General features: G+C 67.0%; 13 protein-coding genes. 3 read left to right on the top strand and 10 right to left on the bottom strand.

Features of this window, described 5'->3' with window-relative positions; translation table 11 throughout:
• The first annotated feature begins 262 nt into the window (after positions 1–262).
• Positions 263–1672 carry an MFS transporter gene (locus IEX33_RS11240; protein WP_174179494.1) on the top strand — a complete coding sequence of 470 codons (1410 nt, stop codon included), beginning with the start codon at positions 263–265 and terminating at the stop codon, positions 1670–1672.
• A gap of 151 nt (positions 1673–1823) precedes the next feature.
• On the opposite strand, the gene IEX33_RS11235 is transcribed toward IEX33_RS11240, so the two are convergent.
• The 6 genes from IEX33_RS11235 to IEX33_RS11210 form a co-directional block, all read right to left on the bottom strand.
• On the bottom strand, positions 1824–2555 hold the full coding sequence (locus IEX33_RS11235; protein WP_188730226.1) for a glutamine amidotransferase: 732 nt from the start codon (positions 2553–2555) through the stop codon (positions 1824–1826).
• Positions 2556–2590: 35 nt separating this feature from the next.
• Positions 2591–3028, bottom strand: coding sequence for a YybH family protein (locus IEX33_RS11230; RefSeq protein WP_188730224.1), 438 nt, complete (start codon positions 3026–3028; stop codon positions 2591–2593).
• A 15-nt stretch (positions 3029–3043) separates the two neighbouring features.
• Positions 3044–4858 (bottom strand): acetyl/propionyl/methylcrotonyl-CoA carboxylase subunit alpha, encoded by a 1815-nt coding sequence (locus IEX33_RS11225; RefSeq protein ID WP_188730222.1) that lies wholly within the window; start codon positions 4856–4858, stop codon positions 3044–3046.
• 154 nt (positions 4859–5012) lie between these two features.
• On the bottom strand, positions 5013–5657 hold the full coding sequence (locus tag IEX33_RS11220; protein WP_188730220.1) for a Maf family protein: 645 nt from the start codon (positions 5655–5657) through the stop codon (positions 5013–5015).
• Positions 5658–5666: 9 nt separating this feature from the next.
• The gene (locus tag IEX33_RS11215; RefSeq protein ID WP_188730217.1) at positions 5667–8207 is read right to left on the bottom strand and encodes an MMPL family transporter; all 2541 of its coding nucleotides are present in this window, start codon (positions 8205–8207) and stop codon (positions 5667–5669) included.
• Between the two features lie 18 nt (positions 8208–8225).
• The gene (locus IEX33_RS11210) at positions 8226–8942 is read right to left on the bottom strand and encodes a TetR/AcrR family transcriptional regulator (protein ID WP_188730215.1); all 717 of its coding nucleotides are present in this window, start codon (positions 8940–8942) and stop codon (positions 8226–8228) included.
• A 163-nt stretch (positions 8943–9105) separates the two neighbouring features.
• On the opposite strand from IEX33_RS11210, the gene IEX33_RS11205 reads away from it, so the two are divergent.
• Positions 9106–9675 carry a hypothetical protein gene (locus IEX33_RS11205; RefSeq protein ID WP_188730214.1) on the top strand — a complete coding sequence of 190 codons (570 nt, stop codon included), beginning with the start codon at positions 9106–9108 and terminating at the stop codon, positions 9673–9675.
• Positions 9676–9798: 123 nt separating this feature from the next.
• On the opposite strand, the gene IEX33_RS11200 is transcribed toward IEX33_RS11205, so the two are convergent.
• The 4 genes from IEX33_RS11200 to IEX33_RS11185 all read right to left on the bottom strand — a co-directional run bounded on the left by IEX33_RS11200 (position 9799) and on the right by IEX33_RS11185 (position 15143).
• The gene (locus tag IEX33_RS11200; RefSeq protein WP_188730212.1) at positions 9799–11238 is read right to left on the bottom strand and encodes a dicarboxylate/amino acid:cation symporter; all 1440 of its coding nucleotides are present in this window, start codon (positions 11236–11238) and stop codon (positions 9799–9801) included.
• A gap of 333 nt (positions 11239–11571) precedes the next feature.
• Positions 11572–13257 (bottom strand): DUF885 domain-containing protein, encoded by a 1686-nt coding sequence (locus tag IEX33_RS11195; RefSeq protein WP_188730210.1) that lies wholly within the window; start codon positions 13255–13257, stop codon positions 11572–11574.
• Positions 13258–13326: 69 nt separating this feature from the next.
• A complete protein-coding gene (locus IEX33_RS11190) occupies positions 13327–13521 on the bottom strand; it encodes an acyl-CoA carboxylase subunit epsilon (protein WP_104185522.1) in 195 nt (64 codons plus the stop codon).
• Positions 13522–13559: 38 nt separating this feature from the next.
• A complete protein-coding gene (locus IEX33_RS11185; protein WP_188730208.1) occupies positions 13560–15143 on the bottom strand; it encodes an acyl-CoA carboxylase subunit beta in 1584 nt (527 codons plus the stop codon).
• A gap of 221 nt (positions 15144–15364) precedes the next feature.
• On the opposite strand from IEX33_RS11185, the gene IEX33_RS11180 reads away from it, so the two are divergent.
• Positions 15365–16252 carry an SDR family oxidoreductase gene (locus IEX33_RS11180; protein ID WP_188730205.1) on the top strand — a complete coding sequence of 296 codons (888 nt, stop codon included), beginning with the start codon at positions 15365–15367 and terminating at the stop codon, positions 16250–16252.
• The last annotated feature ends 19 nt before the right edge of the window (positions 16253–16271 follow it).

Here is a 16271-nt window from a genome sequence, read left to right as displayed (position 1 = left end):
GGGGGATGTTGTTCCTCCAAGGTAGGGAAGCCGCGTTTCGTGGACGGACGCCAAGTGTTAACGCGCTGTGACATTTGCCTATCGGCACACCTTGCCGGGTGTGAGGCGGGCGGTGTGGACCACACAATGAGACACACCCCACAGGTCCGCATGCTGGACCTTTCGTCCATTGACTGGACGGAGGGAACTAATATTGAACTCTGATTATTTCGAGCCGTTCCCTTACCCCGGGTCCGGCCGGTCCTCACGAAAGCGTTTACCTATGTCATCCACCCATACCTCCACGGTGTCCGGGTCCCAGCCGGTGAACTCACGCGGACGCGTGATCGTTGCCAGTCTGATCGGCACCACGGTTGAGTTCTACGACTTCTACGTCTACGCCACCGCCGCGGTGCTCGTTTTCCCGCAGCTGTTCTTCCCCAACCAGAACGAAACCACCCAGCTCCTGAGCTCGTTTGCCGTGTTCGGCGTGGCGTTTATCGCACGCCCCCTCGGCTCGATCGTCTTTGGCCATTTCGGCGACAAGTTCGGCCGCAAGGGCACCCTGGTGGCATCCCTCCTGACCATGGGTATTGCGACCTTCCTGATCGGCTGCCTGCCCACCGCACTGGTTCCGGGCTGGGAGTTCTGGGCTCCGGCCCTGCTGGTGGTCATGCGTTTCGCCCAGGGCCTGGCCCTGGGTGGTGAATGGAGCGGCGCCGCGCTGCTGGCCACGGAGAATGCCCCGGCCAACAAGCGCGCCATCTACGGCACCTTCCCGCAGCTGGGCGCGCCCATCGGCTTCATCATCGCCAACGTCATCTTCCTGGTGTTCAGCTACGCGCTCTCGCCGGCTGACTTCCAGGCCTGGGGCTGGCGCGTGCCGTTCCTGCTCAGCGCCGTCATGGTGATCATCGGACTGTACGTCCGCCTGAAGCTGATCGAAACTCCTGCCTTCACCAAGGTGATCGAGTCCAACGAGGTGGCCAAGCTGCCGCTGGGCCGGGTGTTCAAGACCAGCTGGCGCCAGCTCATCCTTGGCACGTTCATCATGCTCGCCACGTATGTGCTCTTCTACCTGATGACCACATTTACCCTCACCTACGGCACCCGTCCCGCCACGCTGGACGCTGCCAGGGCCGCGGCTGAAAAGGCCGGAAAGCCGATGTCGGAAGCGGCCGCCGCGGCGTTCGTCCCCGGCCTGGGCTACACCCGCAACGACTTCCTGTGGATGCTGATTGCCGGCGTCGTCTTCTTCGGCATCTTCACCCTCGTCTCCGGACCGCTGGCCGAGAAGTACGGCCGCCGCAAGATGCTCCTGGCCGTCACCGGCGGAATCTTCGTCTTCGGCCTGCTGTTCGTCCCGCTGTTTAGCGGCGGGTTCGTTGGCACCATGGCGCTGCTGGTGATCGGGTTCTCCCTGATGGGCCTGACGTTCGGGCCGATGGGCGCGCTATTGCCCGAACTGTTCCCCACCAACGTCCGGTACACCGGGTCGGCAGTGAGCTACAACTTCTCCAGCATCCTGGGCGCAGCGGTGGCCCCGTTCATCGCCGTCGCGCTGTGGGAACTCGCGGACGGCAGCCCCGTCCTGGTGGGCGTCTACCTGACCTCCATGGCCGTGCTGACGCTCATTGCCCTGTTCGTGAGCAAGGAAACCCGCGACCTGGACTACGAGAACAACGTGGCCTAGGAAAACGGACTGTACGTTCCAGCCCGGTTCGTGGCTGCGGTGCCCGGTGCGTTCCCCGTCAACAGGGGAGTGCGCCGGGCACTTTTGCGTCCAGGGCCGGAGCAGGCGGGCGGGAACGCACGACGGCGGCGCTTCGGGGCCGCCCGCGGTGTCACCGGGCGTAGCGGTCCACGAAGTTCCGCAGCACCTTCATGGGTTCGGTGACGGTGAACTGCCGGGCGTTCTCCATCAGGTCTTCAGCCGATTCCGGCGGGAAGTAGCCGGCGTGGCGGTAGATGTCGATGCGGGTGATGAGCCCGTTTACGTCCAGTTCGGGGTGGAACTGCGTGGCGTACAGGTTCGTCCGGATGCGGAACATGTGCACCGGGCAGGCTTCGGAGCGCGCAAGCAGCACGGCGTGCGGCGGCAGGGTGGTGCAGGCCTCCTTGTGGCCGGTGAAGGCGGTAAAGGTGCGCGGCATCCCCTTCAGGACCGGGTCCTCGAGTCCCGCGTCCGTGAGTTCTATCTCCACTCCGCCCAGCGGTTCACCATAGGTCCTGTCGATGACGGCGCCCTGGTGCGTGCCGAGGGTGCTCACGCCGTAGCAGGCGCCCAGGAACGGGAAATCCCTGGCCACCAGCCCGTCCAGCAGCCCGGACAGTTCACGTTCCACCCGCTGCTGGACGGCTGATTTCTCTTCCGCCGGATCGCTCGAGGTGAAGGGGCTTCCGCCAACAATGACCCCCGAGTAGTCCGCGAGGTCCAGGTCCGGCAGCGGGGCAGCCTCGAGCCTGACGCGGCGCAGTTCCCGCTCTTCCAGGCCGCCATAGCGCAGGTAGGCGTCGTATTCGTCGTCGGCGGCAGCGTCCTCGGCCCGGGAGGCCAGGAGCAGGAAAGGCAGCATCTGCTAAGTGTGCCGGTTTGGGCCGGAGCTGTCAGCTAGCCCGGGGGCTGGGTGAGGGAGCGGCGCGACTGCGGGCGCGCGGCAGGGTCCGCATGCCGGTGCACGAGCTTCCAGTAGCCTTCCTCGCGCCGGAAGATGCTGGTCACCCGGAGCGCGAACTCCTCGGCGACAGCCGCACCGTCCAGGCGGGCCCGGAAGTGTTCGGTCTCCACCAGGTAGGCGGTGTCCCGTGCGGTGTAGGACGTGATGGTGTCGAACCCCAGCATCTGGCCGTCCTGGAACTGCCGGGCAGCCTGGTCCAGCCTCGCCTCCACCTGCGCCCAGCCGCGGGCGATCCCGCCAAAGGGGTTGGCCAGCGTGACGTCGTCCAGCCGGGAATAGAGTTCCTTGACGGGCTCGGGATTGCCCCGGGTAATTTCGGGGACGGCCAGGTGGTACCTGCCCACTTCTTCCTGGAAACTGGGTGCGAGCATGGGTGCCTCCGGCGCTTACTGGTCTTCGATCATGGCGATGATGGCGCCGGCAGACACTGTTTCACCGGAGGACGCCTCCAGCCCGATGACGATTCCGGAGCGGTGCGCCGTCAGGGGCTGCTCCATCTTCATCGCCTCGAGGACCACCACCAGGTCGCCTTCGGAGACGACGTCGCCGTTGGCAACAGCCACCTTGACGATGGTTCCCTGCATCGGGGAGGTCAGTGCATTGCCCGTGGCCGCTGCAGGACCGCCGGAGCGGGAGCGCTTCTTCGACTTTGCCGGCTTCGCGGCCGCCGCCCCTCCCGTTCCCAGGGAACCCAGGGATGCGGGCAGGACCACTTCCAGGCGCTTGCCGCCCACTTCGACCACCACGCGCTGGCGGTCGTCGGCCGCGCCGTCCACGTCGGCGGAGCCCTCGGGCGTCCAGGCCGGAAGGTTGTTGACGAATTCTGTTTCGATCCACCGGGTGTGGACCGTGAACGGGCCCTCGGCCGGGGCGAACGCAGGATCGGACACCACCGCGAGGTCGAACGGGATAACCGTGGGGATGCCCTCCACCACCATTTCCTCAAGCGCGCGGCGGGCACGCTGCAGGGCCTGGGGACGGGTGGCTCCGGTGACGATCAGCTTGGAGAGCATGGAATCGAAGTTGCCGCTGATCTCGTCACCCTGCTCGATGCCTGAGTCGATGCGGACTCCCGGGCCGGTGGGGTTCTTCAGCACGCGCACGGTGCCGGGCGCCGGCATGAAGTTGCGGCCCGGGTCCTCGCCGGTGATGCGGAACTCGAAGGAGTGCCCGCGCACCTCCGGGTCGCCGTAGCCGAGCTCTTCGCCGCGGGCCAGCCGGAACTGCTCGCGCACCAGGTCGATGCCGGTGACTTCCTCGGACACGCAGTGCTCCACCTGAAGGCGCGTGTTCACTTCCAGGAAGGAGATGGTGCCGTCCTGTCCCACCAGGAATTCGCAGGTGCCGGCGCCCAGGTAGCCTGCCTCCTTGAGGATCGCCTTGGAGGACTCGTAGAGCCGGCGGTTCTGATCTTCGGTGAGGAACGGCGCCGGGGCTTCTTCGACGAGCTTCTGGTTGCGGCGCTGGAGCGAGCAGTCGCGGGTGGAAACCACCACGACGTTGCCGTGGGCATCCGCCAGGCACTGGGTCTCGACATGCCGGGGAGCGTCCAGGAAGCGCTCGATGAAGCACTCGCCGCGGCCGAACGCGGCGGTGGCCTCGCGCACGGCGGATTCGAAGAGCTCGGGGATTTCCTCGCGGGTGCGGGCCACCTTGATGCCGCGCCCGCCGCCGCCAAACGCAGCCTTGATGGCCACGGGCAGGCCGTGCCGGTCCACGAACTCGAGGATTTCCTCGGCGGATTCCACCGGGTCGGCGGTGCCGGGGACCTGCGGGGCCCCGACCTTTTCCGCGATGTGGCGGGCCTGGACCTTGTCGCCGAGGGCGGAGATGGCTTCGGGGGAGGGGCCGATCCAGGTGATGCCGGCGGCGATCACCTTCGCGGCGAACTCGGCATTTTCGGCCAGGAAGCCATAGCCGGGGTGGATGGCGTCGGCGCCGGACTGGCGGGCGGCGTCGATGATCTTGTCCATGACCAGGTAGGACTCGGCCGCGGTGTTGCCGCCCAGGGCGTAGGCCTCGTCAGCGAGGCGGACGTGCAGGGCGTCGCGGTCCGGATCCGCGTAGACGGCCACTGAGGCGATGCCTTCGTCGCGGGCGGCCCGGATGATGCGGACGGCGATCTCACCGCGGTTGGCGATCAGCACCTTTGTGAGGGTCGACTGCGTGGTTCCTGCGGACTGCTCCAAATTTGCTGACAAGGCGTCTCCTTCTTTCCTTCAGGGAGCCTAGCGCGGTTTTGAGGGTTCCGCCGATATTACTTGCGGAATCCGCGTGTAAACGGGCCAAGCTTTGTAGGGAAGCTACAAGACCCTGCTAATTGCGGCGCTTTTGTTGCGGGCGCTGCAGGAACCGTCAGCCGCGCCAGAGGTCGGTGATGCGCACGTTCGCGGCGGCAAGGAGGCTGCGGAGGGTGGAGACGGAAAGCCCGACGACGGCGTGCGGGTCGCCGTCGACCTTCCGGATGAACGCCCCACCCAGGCCGTCGATGGTGAAGGAGCCGGCACAGTGCAGCGGCTCGCCCGTGGCGATGTAGGCGTCGATTTCTGCCGGGTCCATCTCCAGGAAGGCGACCTCGGCCGAGGCCACCGTCCCGAGGGTGGCGCCGGTACCGGTACCTTCGCCGTCGTCGTCGGAATGTGTGTCCCGGCAGTCCACCAGCCAATGGCCCGTATGCAGCACCCCGGTGTTGCCGCTCATCCGCAGCATGCGCTCGCGGGCGATCTCGGCGGTGTACGGCTTGCCGTGCGCCTCGCCGTCGAACTCGAACACAGAGTCGCAGCCCAGCACCAGCGCGCCCTCAGCTTCCGGCAGCGCAGCCACCGCCTCGGCCTTGGCCCTGGCCAGCAGCAGGGCGGTGTCGTGCGGATCGGTGACGCCGTAGCGGGCCTGGACGGCGTCCTCGTCCACGTCGGACACCAGGATGGAGTGCCGGATACCGGCCTCGGCCAGGAGCTTGGTGCGGGCGGGGGACTGGGATGCAAGAATCAGGCGGACCACAAATCCAGCCTAATTGACCGGCCCGCCCTGGTGGACCAGTTCCCCGGGAACCGGTGCCGCCTCGGACCGGTTGAGCTTGGCGCCCTCCACGTCCACGTCAGGCAGGATCCGGTCCAGCCACCGGGGCAGCCACCAGGACTTTTCACCCAGCAGGTACATTACGGCCGGGACGATGGTCATGCGCACCACGAAGGCGTCCAGGAGCACACCGAACGCCATCGCGAAGCCCAGCGGCCGGACCATGGTGAGGTGGCTGAAGATGAAGCCCGCAAAAACACTGACCATGATGATCGCGGCGGCGGTCACCACAGCGGCCGCGTGGCGGAAGCCCACCCGGACGGCCTCCTTGGCGGTGGAACCGTGCATGTAGGCCTCCCGCATGCCCGAGGCGATGAACACCTGGTAGTCCATGGCCAGGCCAAACAGCACACCGATCAGGATGATGGGCAGGAAGCTCAGCACGGCGCCGGGGTTGGCGACGTCGAACACGCCGCCGAGCCAGCCCCACTGGTAGACGGCCACCACGGCGCCGAAGGCTGCGGCGAGCGAGAGGAGGAAACCCCCCGTGGCCAGCAGCGGCACCACGATGGAGCGGAAGACCAGCAGCAGCAGGATCAGGGAAAGTCCGACGACGATCGCCAGGTAGGGCGGCAGGGCGTCACCCAGCTTGGTGGAGACGTCGATGTTGCCGGCCGTCTGGCCGGTCAGGCCCATCGCCACCCCGTGCTCGGACTGGATGTCATCATTGAGGCCGCGGAGCTCGGACACCACGTTGACGGTGCTGGCGCTGGCCGGGCCTTCCTCGGGGATGACCTGGAAGACGGCGGTCCGGCGGTCCTCGCTGAGGGCAACCGGCACGGCGGCCACCACATTGTCCACGGCGCGGAGCTTGTCGGCCACGTCGTACTGCAGGGTCTGTGCCTGGGCCTCGTCGAGGCCGGCCGGGAACTCGCCCACGGCGACGATGGGGCCGGTGACGCCCTCGCCGAAGCTGCGGGCCGTGAGGTCGTACGCCTGGTAGGCCTCGGAATCCACGGGTTCGGAGCCGCCGTCGGGCAGTGCGAGCTGCAGCTGGGTGGCCGGCAGCGCGAGGGTACCCAGGAGGAGCACGCCGGCCAGGAGGGCCAGGATGGGGTGGCGGGTGACCAGGCCGCCCCAGCCACGGGTGCTGCGCTCGCGGTCCCTGGCCTCATCTGCTGCTTCGTGGCCGGGCTCCGCGTTGTGGGCATCGGCTTTGGCCCAGGCCCGCCGGGAGATGATGCGCCGGCCGATCAGGGACAGCATGGCGGGCGTCAGGGTGATGGCCACCAGGACGGCCACGGCAACGGTGCCGGCCGCGGCGAGGCCCATGACGGTGAGGAACGGCAGGCCCGGCACCACCAGTGCGGCGAGGGCGATGATCACGGTCAGGCCGGCGAAAACCACGGCGTTGCCGGAGGTGCCGGTGGCCCGCGCCACGGATTCCTCCGGGTCCATCCCGGCCAGCAGCTGCGTCCGGTGGCGGTTGACGATGAACAGGGAGTAATCGATGCCCACGGCCAGGCCCAGCATGAGGGCCAGCATGGGGGAGATGGAGCTCATGTCGAAGAGGCCGGACAGGGCGAACGTGATGCCGACCCCCACGCCGACGCCCACCACGGCCATCAGCAGCGGCAGTCCGGCGGCAACCAGCGTGCCCAGCATCAGGATCAGGACCAGGGCCGCCACCGCAATGCCGATGATCTCAGCGGCGCCGAAGAGTTCCGAGATGTCCTCGGTGATTTCCTTGCTGGCGTAGGCGGTGACGCCGGCGCCGGACGTCTCGTGGGCGATGTCCTGGACCTGCTGGCGGACCTCGGGGCTCAGGCCGTTGATGGAGGTGTTGAACTGGACCTGGGCGACGGCGGCGCGGCCGTCTTCGGACACGAACCGAATGGCCGAGGACGCTTCTGCCTGGCGCTTGCCGAGCTCGAGCTTTGCCTTGCTGGTTTCCAGCTCCCGGGCGCCGGCCTCAAGCCTTGCCTGGCCCTCGGCCAGTGCCGCCTTTTGCTGGCCGAGCTGGGCCTCGATGAGCGCGGCAGGGGCGCCGGCTGCCGAAAGTTGCTGCTCTGCTGCGGCCAGCTGTGCCTGGCCGGCTTCCACCTGGGCGCGGGAGGCGTCCAGTTGGGCCTGGCCCGCGGCAAGCTGCTGCTCGCCGTCGGTGATGGCCTGCCCTGCCTGGTCAACCTGGGCCTGCGTGGCGAAGGGATTCACGGTGCCGCGGACGTCCGGTACGGTCTCAAGCTTCTTGAGCGCATCCGTGACGGCGGTCCGGCTTTCGGTGGTAAAGCCGGCGTCGGGCGCCTCAAAAACGATGGTGGCGGTGCCTCCGGATGCTGAGGGAAGCTCTTCCTTCAGCTTGTCGGCGATCCGCTGCGTCTCCGTGCCGGGAATCTGGAAGTTGTTGGACAGCGTGCCGTGGAACGCTGCGGCGGCGCCGCCAACGGCCAGCAGGGCGGCAAGCCAGAGGGAAATGACCAGCCAGCGCCGGCGGTAGGAGAACTTGCCCAGGCGGTAAAGGAACAGTGCCATGTGAGGGGACCGATCTGATCAGGAGGAACGGGAGGCTGAGGATGAGGGGGCGGGCGTGCCGCCCGTGGTGAAACCGGAACCGAGCAGGGCCATGGCGTCTATCAGGAGCTGCCTGAGCTCCGCGAGGGAAGCCGGTGAGAGGTCGGCGCCGCGGCGGGAAAACCAGACCTCCATGGCGGCCTTGCCGCAGGAAATCACCGACCCCGCCAGGGCGCGGAGGTAGAGCTCGTCCGCTGCACCGGGTGTGGCGGACGCACGGTCGCGGGCCACTGCGGTGATCTGTTCCCGGCAGTGGTCCCAGGCTTCCAGTTCGGAGTGGGACATCAGGCTGCTCTGCTGGGTCAGTGTGAACAGTTCGGCCAGCGGGGCCACCGTCATCGGGTCCGCAAGGGCCATCAGTGCTTCTTGGGCGGACTGGAGGACGGGCTCGTCCGCGGGCCGGAGTTTGAACTGCTGGATGGCGTTGTCCAGGAAGCCGTGGGTGACGGAGGCCAGCGCGGCGTCGGTGCTGCCGAAGTAGTTGAAGAAGGTCCGGCGTGAAATTCCGGCGGCGTCTGCGATGTCCTCCACAGTGAAGTTCCCGGGCCCGCTGCTGCGCAGGAGGGTCAGAGCGGCGTCTGTAATGGCCTGCCGGGTGGCGGCTTTGTTCAGCTCCCGCCGCGATGTCGGCGCGGGTGGCTGGTCGCCTGGTTGCCCGGGGGCTTCCGGCGGGGTGGGGTCTGCGGAAACTGTCACGCTTTTACACTACGTGCAAGTTTGCACTATGGGCAACTTACTTTCACAGCAGAATGAAAGGTTCCCAACAGCTCTTCCATGAGTTGCTTGCCGATGCTGGAAATGTCCCGAAAAGGACTAAGGATCAGCAGCCGTCCCGGACGGCAGTACCAGGAGACAAGAAATGTCACGCACAAAGAAAATGACCCTCGGCCTGTCAGCCACGGCGCTGGCCCTTGGCGCCGGAATCGGCGTTGCCGGCATGGCCTCCGCCACCACGACACCCACTCCCACCCCCAGCGCGAGCTCGAGCGCATCGGCAGACGGCAGCACCAGCACCGCGCCGGGCGGCGGCGGCATGGGCAAGCACGGCGGCCGGGGCGGTGAGCGTGCGGTGGCTCAGGCGTCCGCTCTGGCAGAGAAGCTGGGCGTTGAGGAAGCCAAGGTGACCGATGCCCTGCAGGCCTTCCGCGAGGCCAACAAGCCCGCCGGTCCTCCGGCGGAAGGGGAGAAGCCTGATGCAGCTACCCGCGAGGCCGCCCTTGCGAAGTCGCTGGCTGAATCGCTTGGCATCGAGGAATCCACGGTCACCACGGCGCTGGAGGAGCTCCGCAGCGAACGGCAGGCAGAGAAGGCGGCGGGCCTGAAGGCCCGGTTGGACCAGGCCGTTGCGGACGGAAAACTGACCCAGGCCGAGGCGGACGCCGTCACCAAGGCGGTGGAGAGCGGCGTGATCGGTGGCGGCGGACACTGACCGCACGCCTGGCCTCGCCCCTGCTGGGTAGCGCCTGAGACAGAGTTGGCGCTTCACACAGAAAGAAGTCCCCGGGAACGGTTGGTTCCCGGGGACTTCTTCGTGGTGGGTGAGCAGGGGCCCTTAGGCCTTCGCATCCTCCAGGTGGCGCGGAGCGGTGTCCGTGGTGGTGCCGTCCTGGGGAGCGGCGTCAGAGTCGAAGCTGTCGTCAACAAACGGCGTGCCGTTGCGGGGCGCGTTGTACAGCTGCTCGTCCAGGATGCCCTGGCGCTTGGCCACGATGGTGGGAACCAGGGCCTGGCCGGCCACGTTGACCGCGGTGCGGCCCATGTCCAGGATCGGATCGATGGCCAGGAGCAGTCCGACGCCGGCCAGCGGCAAACCCAGCGTGGACAGCGTCAGCGTAAGCATCACCACGGCGCCGGTAGTGCCGGCCGTGGCCGCGGAACCAAGCACGGAAACCAGGGCGATCAGCAGGTACTGGGTGAAGTCCAGCTGGATGCCGAAGAACTGGGCCACGAAGATGGCTGAGATCGCGGGGTAGATTGCGGCGCAGCCGTCCATCTTGGTGGTGGCTCCCAGCGGCACGGCGAAGGAGGCGTAGGCGCGGGGGACGCCCAGGCTGCGCTCGGTGACGCGCTGGGTCAGCGGCAGGGTGCCCACGGAGGAGCGGGAGACGAAGGCCAGCTGGACAGCGGGCCACACGCCCGAGAAGTACTGCTTGACCGAGAGGCCGTGGGCGCGGACCAGGATGGGGTACACCGCGAAGATGACCAGGGCCAGGCCCACGTAGATGGCGAAGGTGAACTTGCCCAGGGAACCGATGGTGTCCCAGCCGTAGACGGCAACGGCGTTGCCGATGAGGCCCACGGTGCCCAGCGGGGCGATTCGGATGATCCACCACAGCACCTTCTGGATGACGGCCAGCGCCGAAGCGTTCAGGCTCAGGAAGGGTTCGGCAGCCTTGCCCACCTTGAGTGCGGCAACACCGACGGCGATGGCGATCACGAGGATCTGGAGCACGTTGAAGCTGACGGAGGTGGTGACCGCGCCGGATTCGGCAACGGTGGAGCTGGCACCGAGTCCCAGGAAGTTCTTGGGGAAGAGGCCCGCCAGGAAGGCCCACCAGTCACCGGACTTGCCGGAGTACTTGGCTTCCTCTGAGATGCCGGTGTTGGCACCGGGCTGCAGCAGGACACCCAGGCCGATGCCGATCAGCACGGCGATCAGGGACGTGATGGCGAACCACAGCAGGGTGTTCCAGGCGAGCTTGGCGGCGTTGGAGACCTGGCGCAGGTTCGAGATGGAGCTGACCACTGCGGTAAAGATCAGGGGTACGACGGCGGTCTGCAGCAGCGACACGTAGCTGGAGCCGATAGTCTGCAGTGTGGCGCCAAGGGCGTTGGGGCTGGCCTTGGTGCTGCCGGTGTACTTGGCCAGCAGGCCGAGGCCGAGCCCCACGATGAGGGCGGCGATGATCTGGAAGCCGAACGAGCCAGCCCATTTGGGCAGCTGGAAGCCGGTCTTTCCTGCGGGAGAGGGGGTGCTTGTCTGAGTGCTCACCCGAATACGCTAGGGCCATCCCGCATACCACGGCGAACGAACATTGAGAAATATTACGCACCCCAAGTTTTCACCGAAGCCAAAAATCCCTGTGAAGACAAGGGTTTCAGCCCTTTATGTTAAGTATTCCCGGTCCGGGTGTGCTTAACATCTCGCGTTTGGCACGCCGACACGGCCACCTTCCACGCGTGCTGCTCCTTCGTCGCTCTGACGCACGCTTTCGGAAGGCGCCCGTGGCGCCGCGCCTGGGGGAGCGCGTGACAGGCGTCCGGCAGCGCGCGTCAGAGCGAGGTACGAGCAGCGCGCAGAGGATGTCTGTCACCCGCGGAACTGTCAACCGAGCAGCGCCCGCCGGAGCGTGTCTAGTCCGACCGAGCCTACGTTCAAAGCCTTCGTGTGGAACTCTTTGACGTCGAACCCGGGGCGTGCATCGAGTTCCGCGCGGATTTGTTCCCAGAGCCGCTGGCCCACCTTGTAGGACGGCGCCTGGCCCGGCCAGCCCAGGTAGCGCGTGAACTCGAAGTTGAGTTGTCCTTCGCTGATGGGCAGGTTCTCCTTCAGGAATTCATAGCCTTTGTCCGGGGTCCACGTGCCGGTGCCCCAGCGCTCGGGGACCTCCAGTTCAAGGTGGACGCCGATGTCGAACACCACGCGGGCGGCCCGCATCCGTTGCATGTCCAGCATGCCCATGTGGTCGCCGGGATCGTTCAGGTAGCCCAGTTCCTGCATGAGGTTTTCGGCATACAGCGCCCAGCCTTCGCCGTGGCCGGAGGTCCAGCAGACGTTGCGCCGCCATTTGTTCAGCAGTTCGCGGCGGTAGGTGGCGGTGGCCACCTGGAGGTGGTGGCCCGGCACGCCCTCGTGGTAGACGGTGGTGGTTTCGGCCCAGGTGGTGAAGGTGTCCTCGCCGGCGGGGACGGACCACCACATGCGGCCGGGGCGGCTGAAGTCATCCGAGGGGCCGGTGTAGTAGATGCCCCCTTCGTCGGTGGGCGCGATCAGGCATTCCAGCTTCTTCATGACGTCCGGGATGTCGAAGTGGACGCCGGCGAGTTCGGCCACGGCTTTGTCCGAGAGCTCCTGCATCCATGCCCGCAGCGCCTCCTTTCCTTTCAGCTGGCGCGCGGGATCGTTGTTTAGGATTTCCTTGGCCTCGGCGATGGTGGCGCCGGCCTTGATGGTGTCCGCCACCTGCTCCTGCCGGGCGATGAGCCTGTCCAGTTCCTCCACGCCCCAGGCGTAGGTCTCTTCCAGGTCAACCGTCGCGCCAAGGAACGAGCGGGAGGCGAGGGCGTAGCGGGCCCGGCCCACGGCGTCCTTCTCGGGCGCGGCGGGCAGCAGCTCCGCACGAAGGAACTCCGCCAGCCCGGCGTATGCTGCCCGGGCTGCGGCAGCGCCGGCGTCGAGCTCTTCCTGGAGGGCGGCGGGCAGCGGCCCGGTGGCCGTGGCTGCCCCTGCCGCGAGCTTCGCAAAGAAGCCGTCCCCGGCGGCGTACTTCGTGACCTGCTCAATGACGATCCTGACCTGGCGCACCGCGGCGACCCGGCCGGCGTCCCTCGCGAGCCGCAGGGATTCGGTGTAGCCGGCGATGGCTGCGGGAACGTTGGACGCGCGGCCGGCAATGTGCTGCCAGTCCTGCACGGTCTCCGTCGGCATGAGGTCGAAGATGGCGCGGATGTCCTGTGCCGGGGAGGCGATGTTGTTCAGGTCGGCGTAATCCCAGCCCGAGGCGTGGATCAGCAGCTGCAGGCCCAGCCGCTCCTGCATGGCGTCGAGTGTGACGGCGTCAACATCGTCCTCCGGCGCGAGGCCCTCGAGGTCGGTCAGCGCCTTGCGTGCGGCCTCGGCGAATTCGGCGATGCCCGCGGGGGAGAAGTCCTGGTATTCGGTTTCGTGCCCGGGAACGCCGAGGGTGGTGGCGAAGGACGGATTCAGCCTGATCAGGGTGTCGGTGTAGTCATCTGCGACGGCGTCGATGCGGGTATGCGGGCGGGCGGCAGGAGAGGTGTCTGTAGTCACCCTCAGAGACTAACGGCGCTGCGGCTTTTCCGAACAGGCCCACGCCGCCGGAGCGTGCGGCCAGTCCCGCTAGCCGCGGCTCCGCTTCCACGCGCCGGGACCCGGGGTGGGATCCAGCCTCAGCCGCTGGCGGCGGACCCAGTGCCGGACCGGCGGCTTGTCCGTCCCGGTGTGCTGGACGCCGCCAAGGGAGAGTACGACGGCGGTCAGCGCCGCCAGCTCCTCGGCTGTCGGCTGCCCCTTGACCACTGAGAGCAGGGGCATGGCGGGTGCATTGCTGTCGTCAGCAGGCTCGATGGGGGTCACAGCGGGATGTTCCCATGCTTCTTGGTGGGGAGGCTGGCGCGCTTGTCGCGCAGGGCGCGCAGGCCCCTGATGATCTGCAGGCGGGTTTCGGAGGGGGCGATGACGGCGTCAACGTACCCGAGTTCCGCCGCCTGATAGGGGTTAAGGAGCTCCTCCTCGTACTGCCGGATCACCTCGGCGCGGCGTGCATCGACGTCGCCGCCGGACTCCGCCACTGCGGCGAGGTCGCGCCGGTACAGGATGTTGACGGCGCCCTGGGCGCCCATGACGCCGATCTGGGCGGTGGGCCAGGCCAGGTTCAGGTCGGCGCCGAGCTTCTTGGAGCCCATCACGATGTAGGCGCCGCCATAGGCCTTGCGGGTGATCACGGTGAGCTTGGGAACGGTGGCCTCGGCGTAGGCGTACAGGAGCTTGGCGCCGCGGCGGATAATGCCCTGGAATTCCTGGTCCTTGCCGGGCAGGAAGCCGGGGACGTCCACCAGGGTAATGATGGGAATGTTGAACGCGTCGCAGTGCCGGACGAACCGGGCCGCCTTTTCCGACGCCGCGATGTCCAGGGTGCCGGCGAACTGCAGGGGCTGGTTGGCAACGATGCCCACCGTGTGGCCTTCCACCCGGCCGTAGCCGATCATGACGTTAGGCGCGTACAGGGCCTGCATTTCCAGGAAGTGTCCGTCGTCCACGATCTGCTCAACCACCGTGCGCATGTCGTAGGGCTGGTTGGCGGAGTCGGGGATGAGCGCATCCAGGGCGAGGTCGTCGTCGTCGAGTTCCAGCTCCTGGGTGTGCTCCAGGACGGGCGCCTCGGACAGGTTGTTGGACGGCAGGAAGTCCAGAAGTTCGCGGACGAACTCGATGGCATCCCCTTCGTCGGAGGCGAGGTAGGTGGACGTTCCTGTAGTGGCGTTGTGCTGCCGGGCGCCGCCGAGGGTTTCCATGTCAACATCCTCGCCGGTCACCGTCTTGATGACGTCCGGGCCGGTGATGAACATGTGGGAGGTCTTGTCCACCATCACCACGTAGTCGGTGAGGGCGGGGGAGTAGGCGGCCCCGCCGGCTGAGGGGCCCATGATCAGGGAGATCTGCGGGACGACGCCGGAGGCGTGGACGTTGTTGCGGAAGATGTCCGCGAACATCGCCAGGGAGGCCACGCCTTCCTGGATGCGGGCTCCGCCGCCGTCAAGGATACCGACGACGGGGCAGCCGTTGCGCAGCGCAAACTCCTGCACCTTGACGATTTTTTCGCCGTTGACCTGGCTGAGCGAGCCGCCATAGACGGAGAAGTCCTGGCTGTACACGGCCACCAGGCGGCCGTCCACGGTGCCGTAGCCGGAAACCAGGCCGTCGCCCAGCGGCTTCTTCTTCTCCATGCCGAACGCGGTGGAGCGGTGCACGGCCAGGGCGTCGAACTCCACGAAGGAGTCTTCATCCAGCAGGAGGCCGATGCGCTCCCGGGCGGTGTTCTTGCCCCGCGCATGCTGCTTTTCGATGGCTTCAGGGCCGGAGGGCTGTTCGGCACGCGCCTGGCGGTCGCGGAAATCGGCGATTTTTCCCGCTGTCGTTGTCAGATCGTGGCTCATCAAGTGTCTCCGGCTCTGTAGCAGATTGATTCTGTGGTGCTGAGTTGCTGGCCGGCCGTTGTGCAGGGTTTAAGTAGCTTCCACACAAAAGACGAACCCTGCTGGCAAGTCTAGTGACGCGTCCGGCCGCCGCAGCTGTAGGGAACCTACAATTTTCTGCGCCGCGATCACCAGCAATGTCATGTTACTCGCCGGTAACTTAGCTGGGTTAGAGTGGTGCCATGACTTCGAGCAATGATGCTTTGCACGGCCCCGCAGGCCCCTACCGGGCCGCCTCCTCCCTCCGCGGACGGACCCTCGTGATCTCCGGCGGAAGCCGCGGCATCGGCCTGGCGATTGCCCTCCGGGCGGCCCGGGACGGCGCCAATATCGTCCTGATGGCCAAGACCGGAGAGCCGCATCCCAAACTCGCCGGGACCGTCTACACCGCCGCCCGGGAGATCGAAGACGCCGGGGGGCAGGCCCTGCCCCTGGTGGGGGATGTCCGCAACGATGACGATGTGGCCCGCGCGGTCTCCTCGGCGGTGGAGAACTTTGGCGGGATCGATGCCGTCATCAACAACGCGTCCGCCATCGACCTCTCCCGCACCGATGACGTGGACATGAAAAAGTACGACCTCATGCAGGACATCAATGTCCGCGGGACGTTCCTGCTGTCCAAGCTGGCGCTGCCGGCGCTGCGGTCATCGGACAGTGCCCACATCCTCACACTCTCGCCTCCCCTGAACCTCGATCCCCACTGGGCGGGAAAACACCTGGCCTACACCATGGCCAAGTACGGCATGAGCCTGACGACCCTTGGGCTCGCCGAGGAGCTGAAGGCGGACGGAATCCGGGTGAATTCGCTGTGGCCGTGCACCCTGATTGACACGGCGGCCATCAGGAACATGCCCCACGGGGAGAGCATTGCCCAGGCAGCGCGCGGCCCGGAGATCATGGCGGACGCGGCCCACGCCGTGCTCACCGGCAGCAACCTGGAAAGCGGCGGCCGGCCCAGCGGAAATTTCTACACGGACGAGGCAGTGCTCACGGCTGCTGGAGTCACTGATTTCCGGCCGTACAGCCTGGGGGCTCCGGAAGACCGCCTGGCGCCGGACATTTTCCTGTAATCCGGCCCTCCGCCGGTCC

The sequence above is a fragment of the Pseudarthrobacter scleromae genome, assembly GCF_014644515.1.
In the GTDB taxonomy this organism is placed as follows: Bacteria; Actinomycetota; Actinomycetes; order Actinomycetales; family Micrococcaceae; genus Arthrobacter; species Arthrobacter scleromae.
This window is presented reverse-complemented; position numbering and strand designations above follow the sequence as displayed.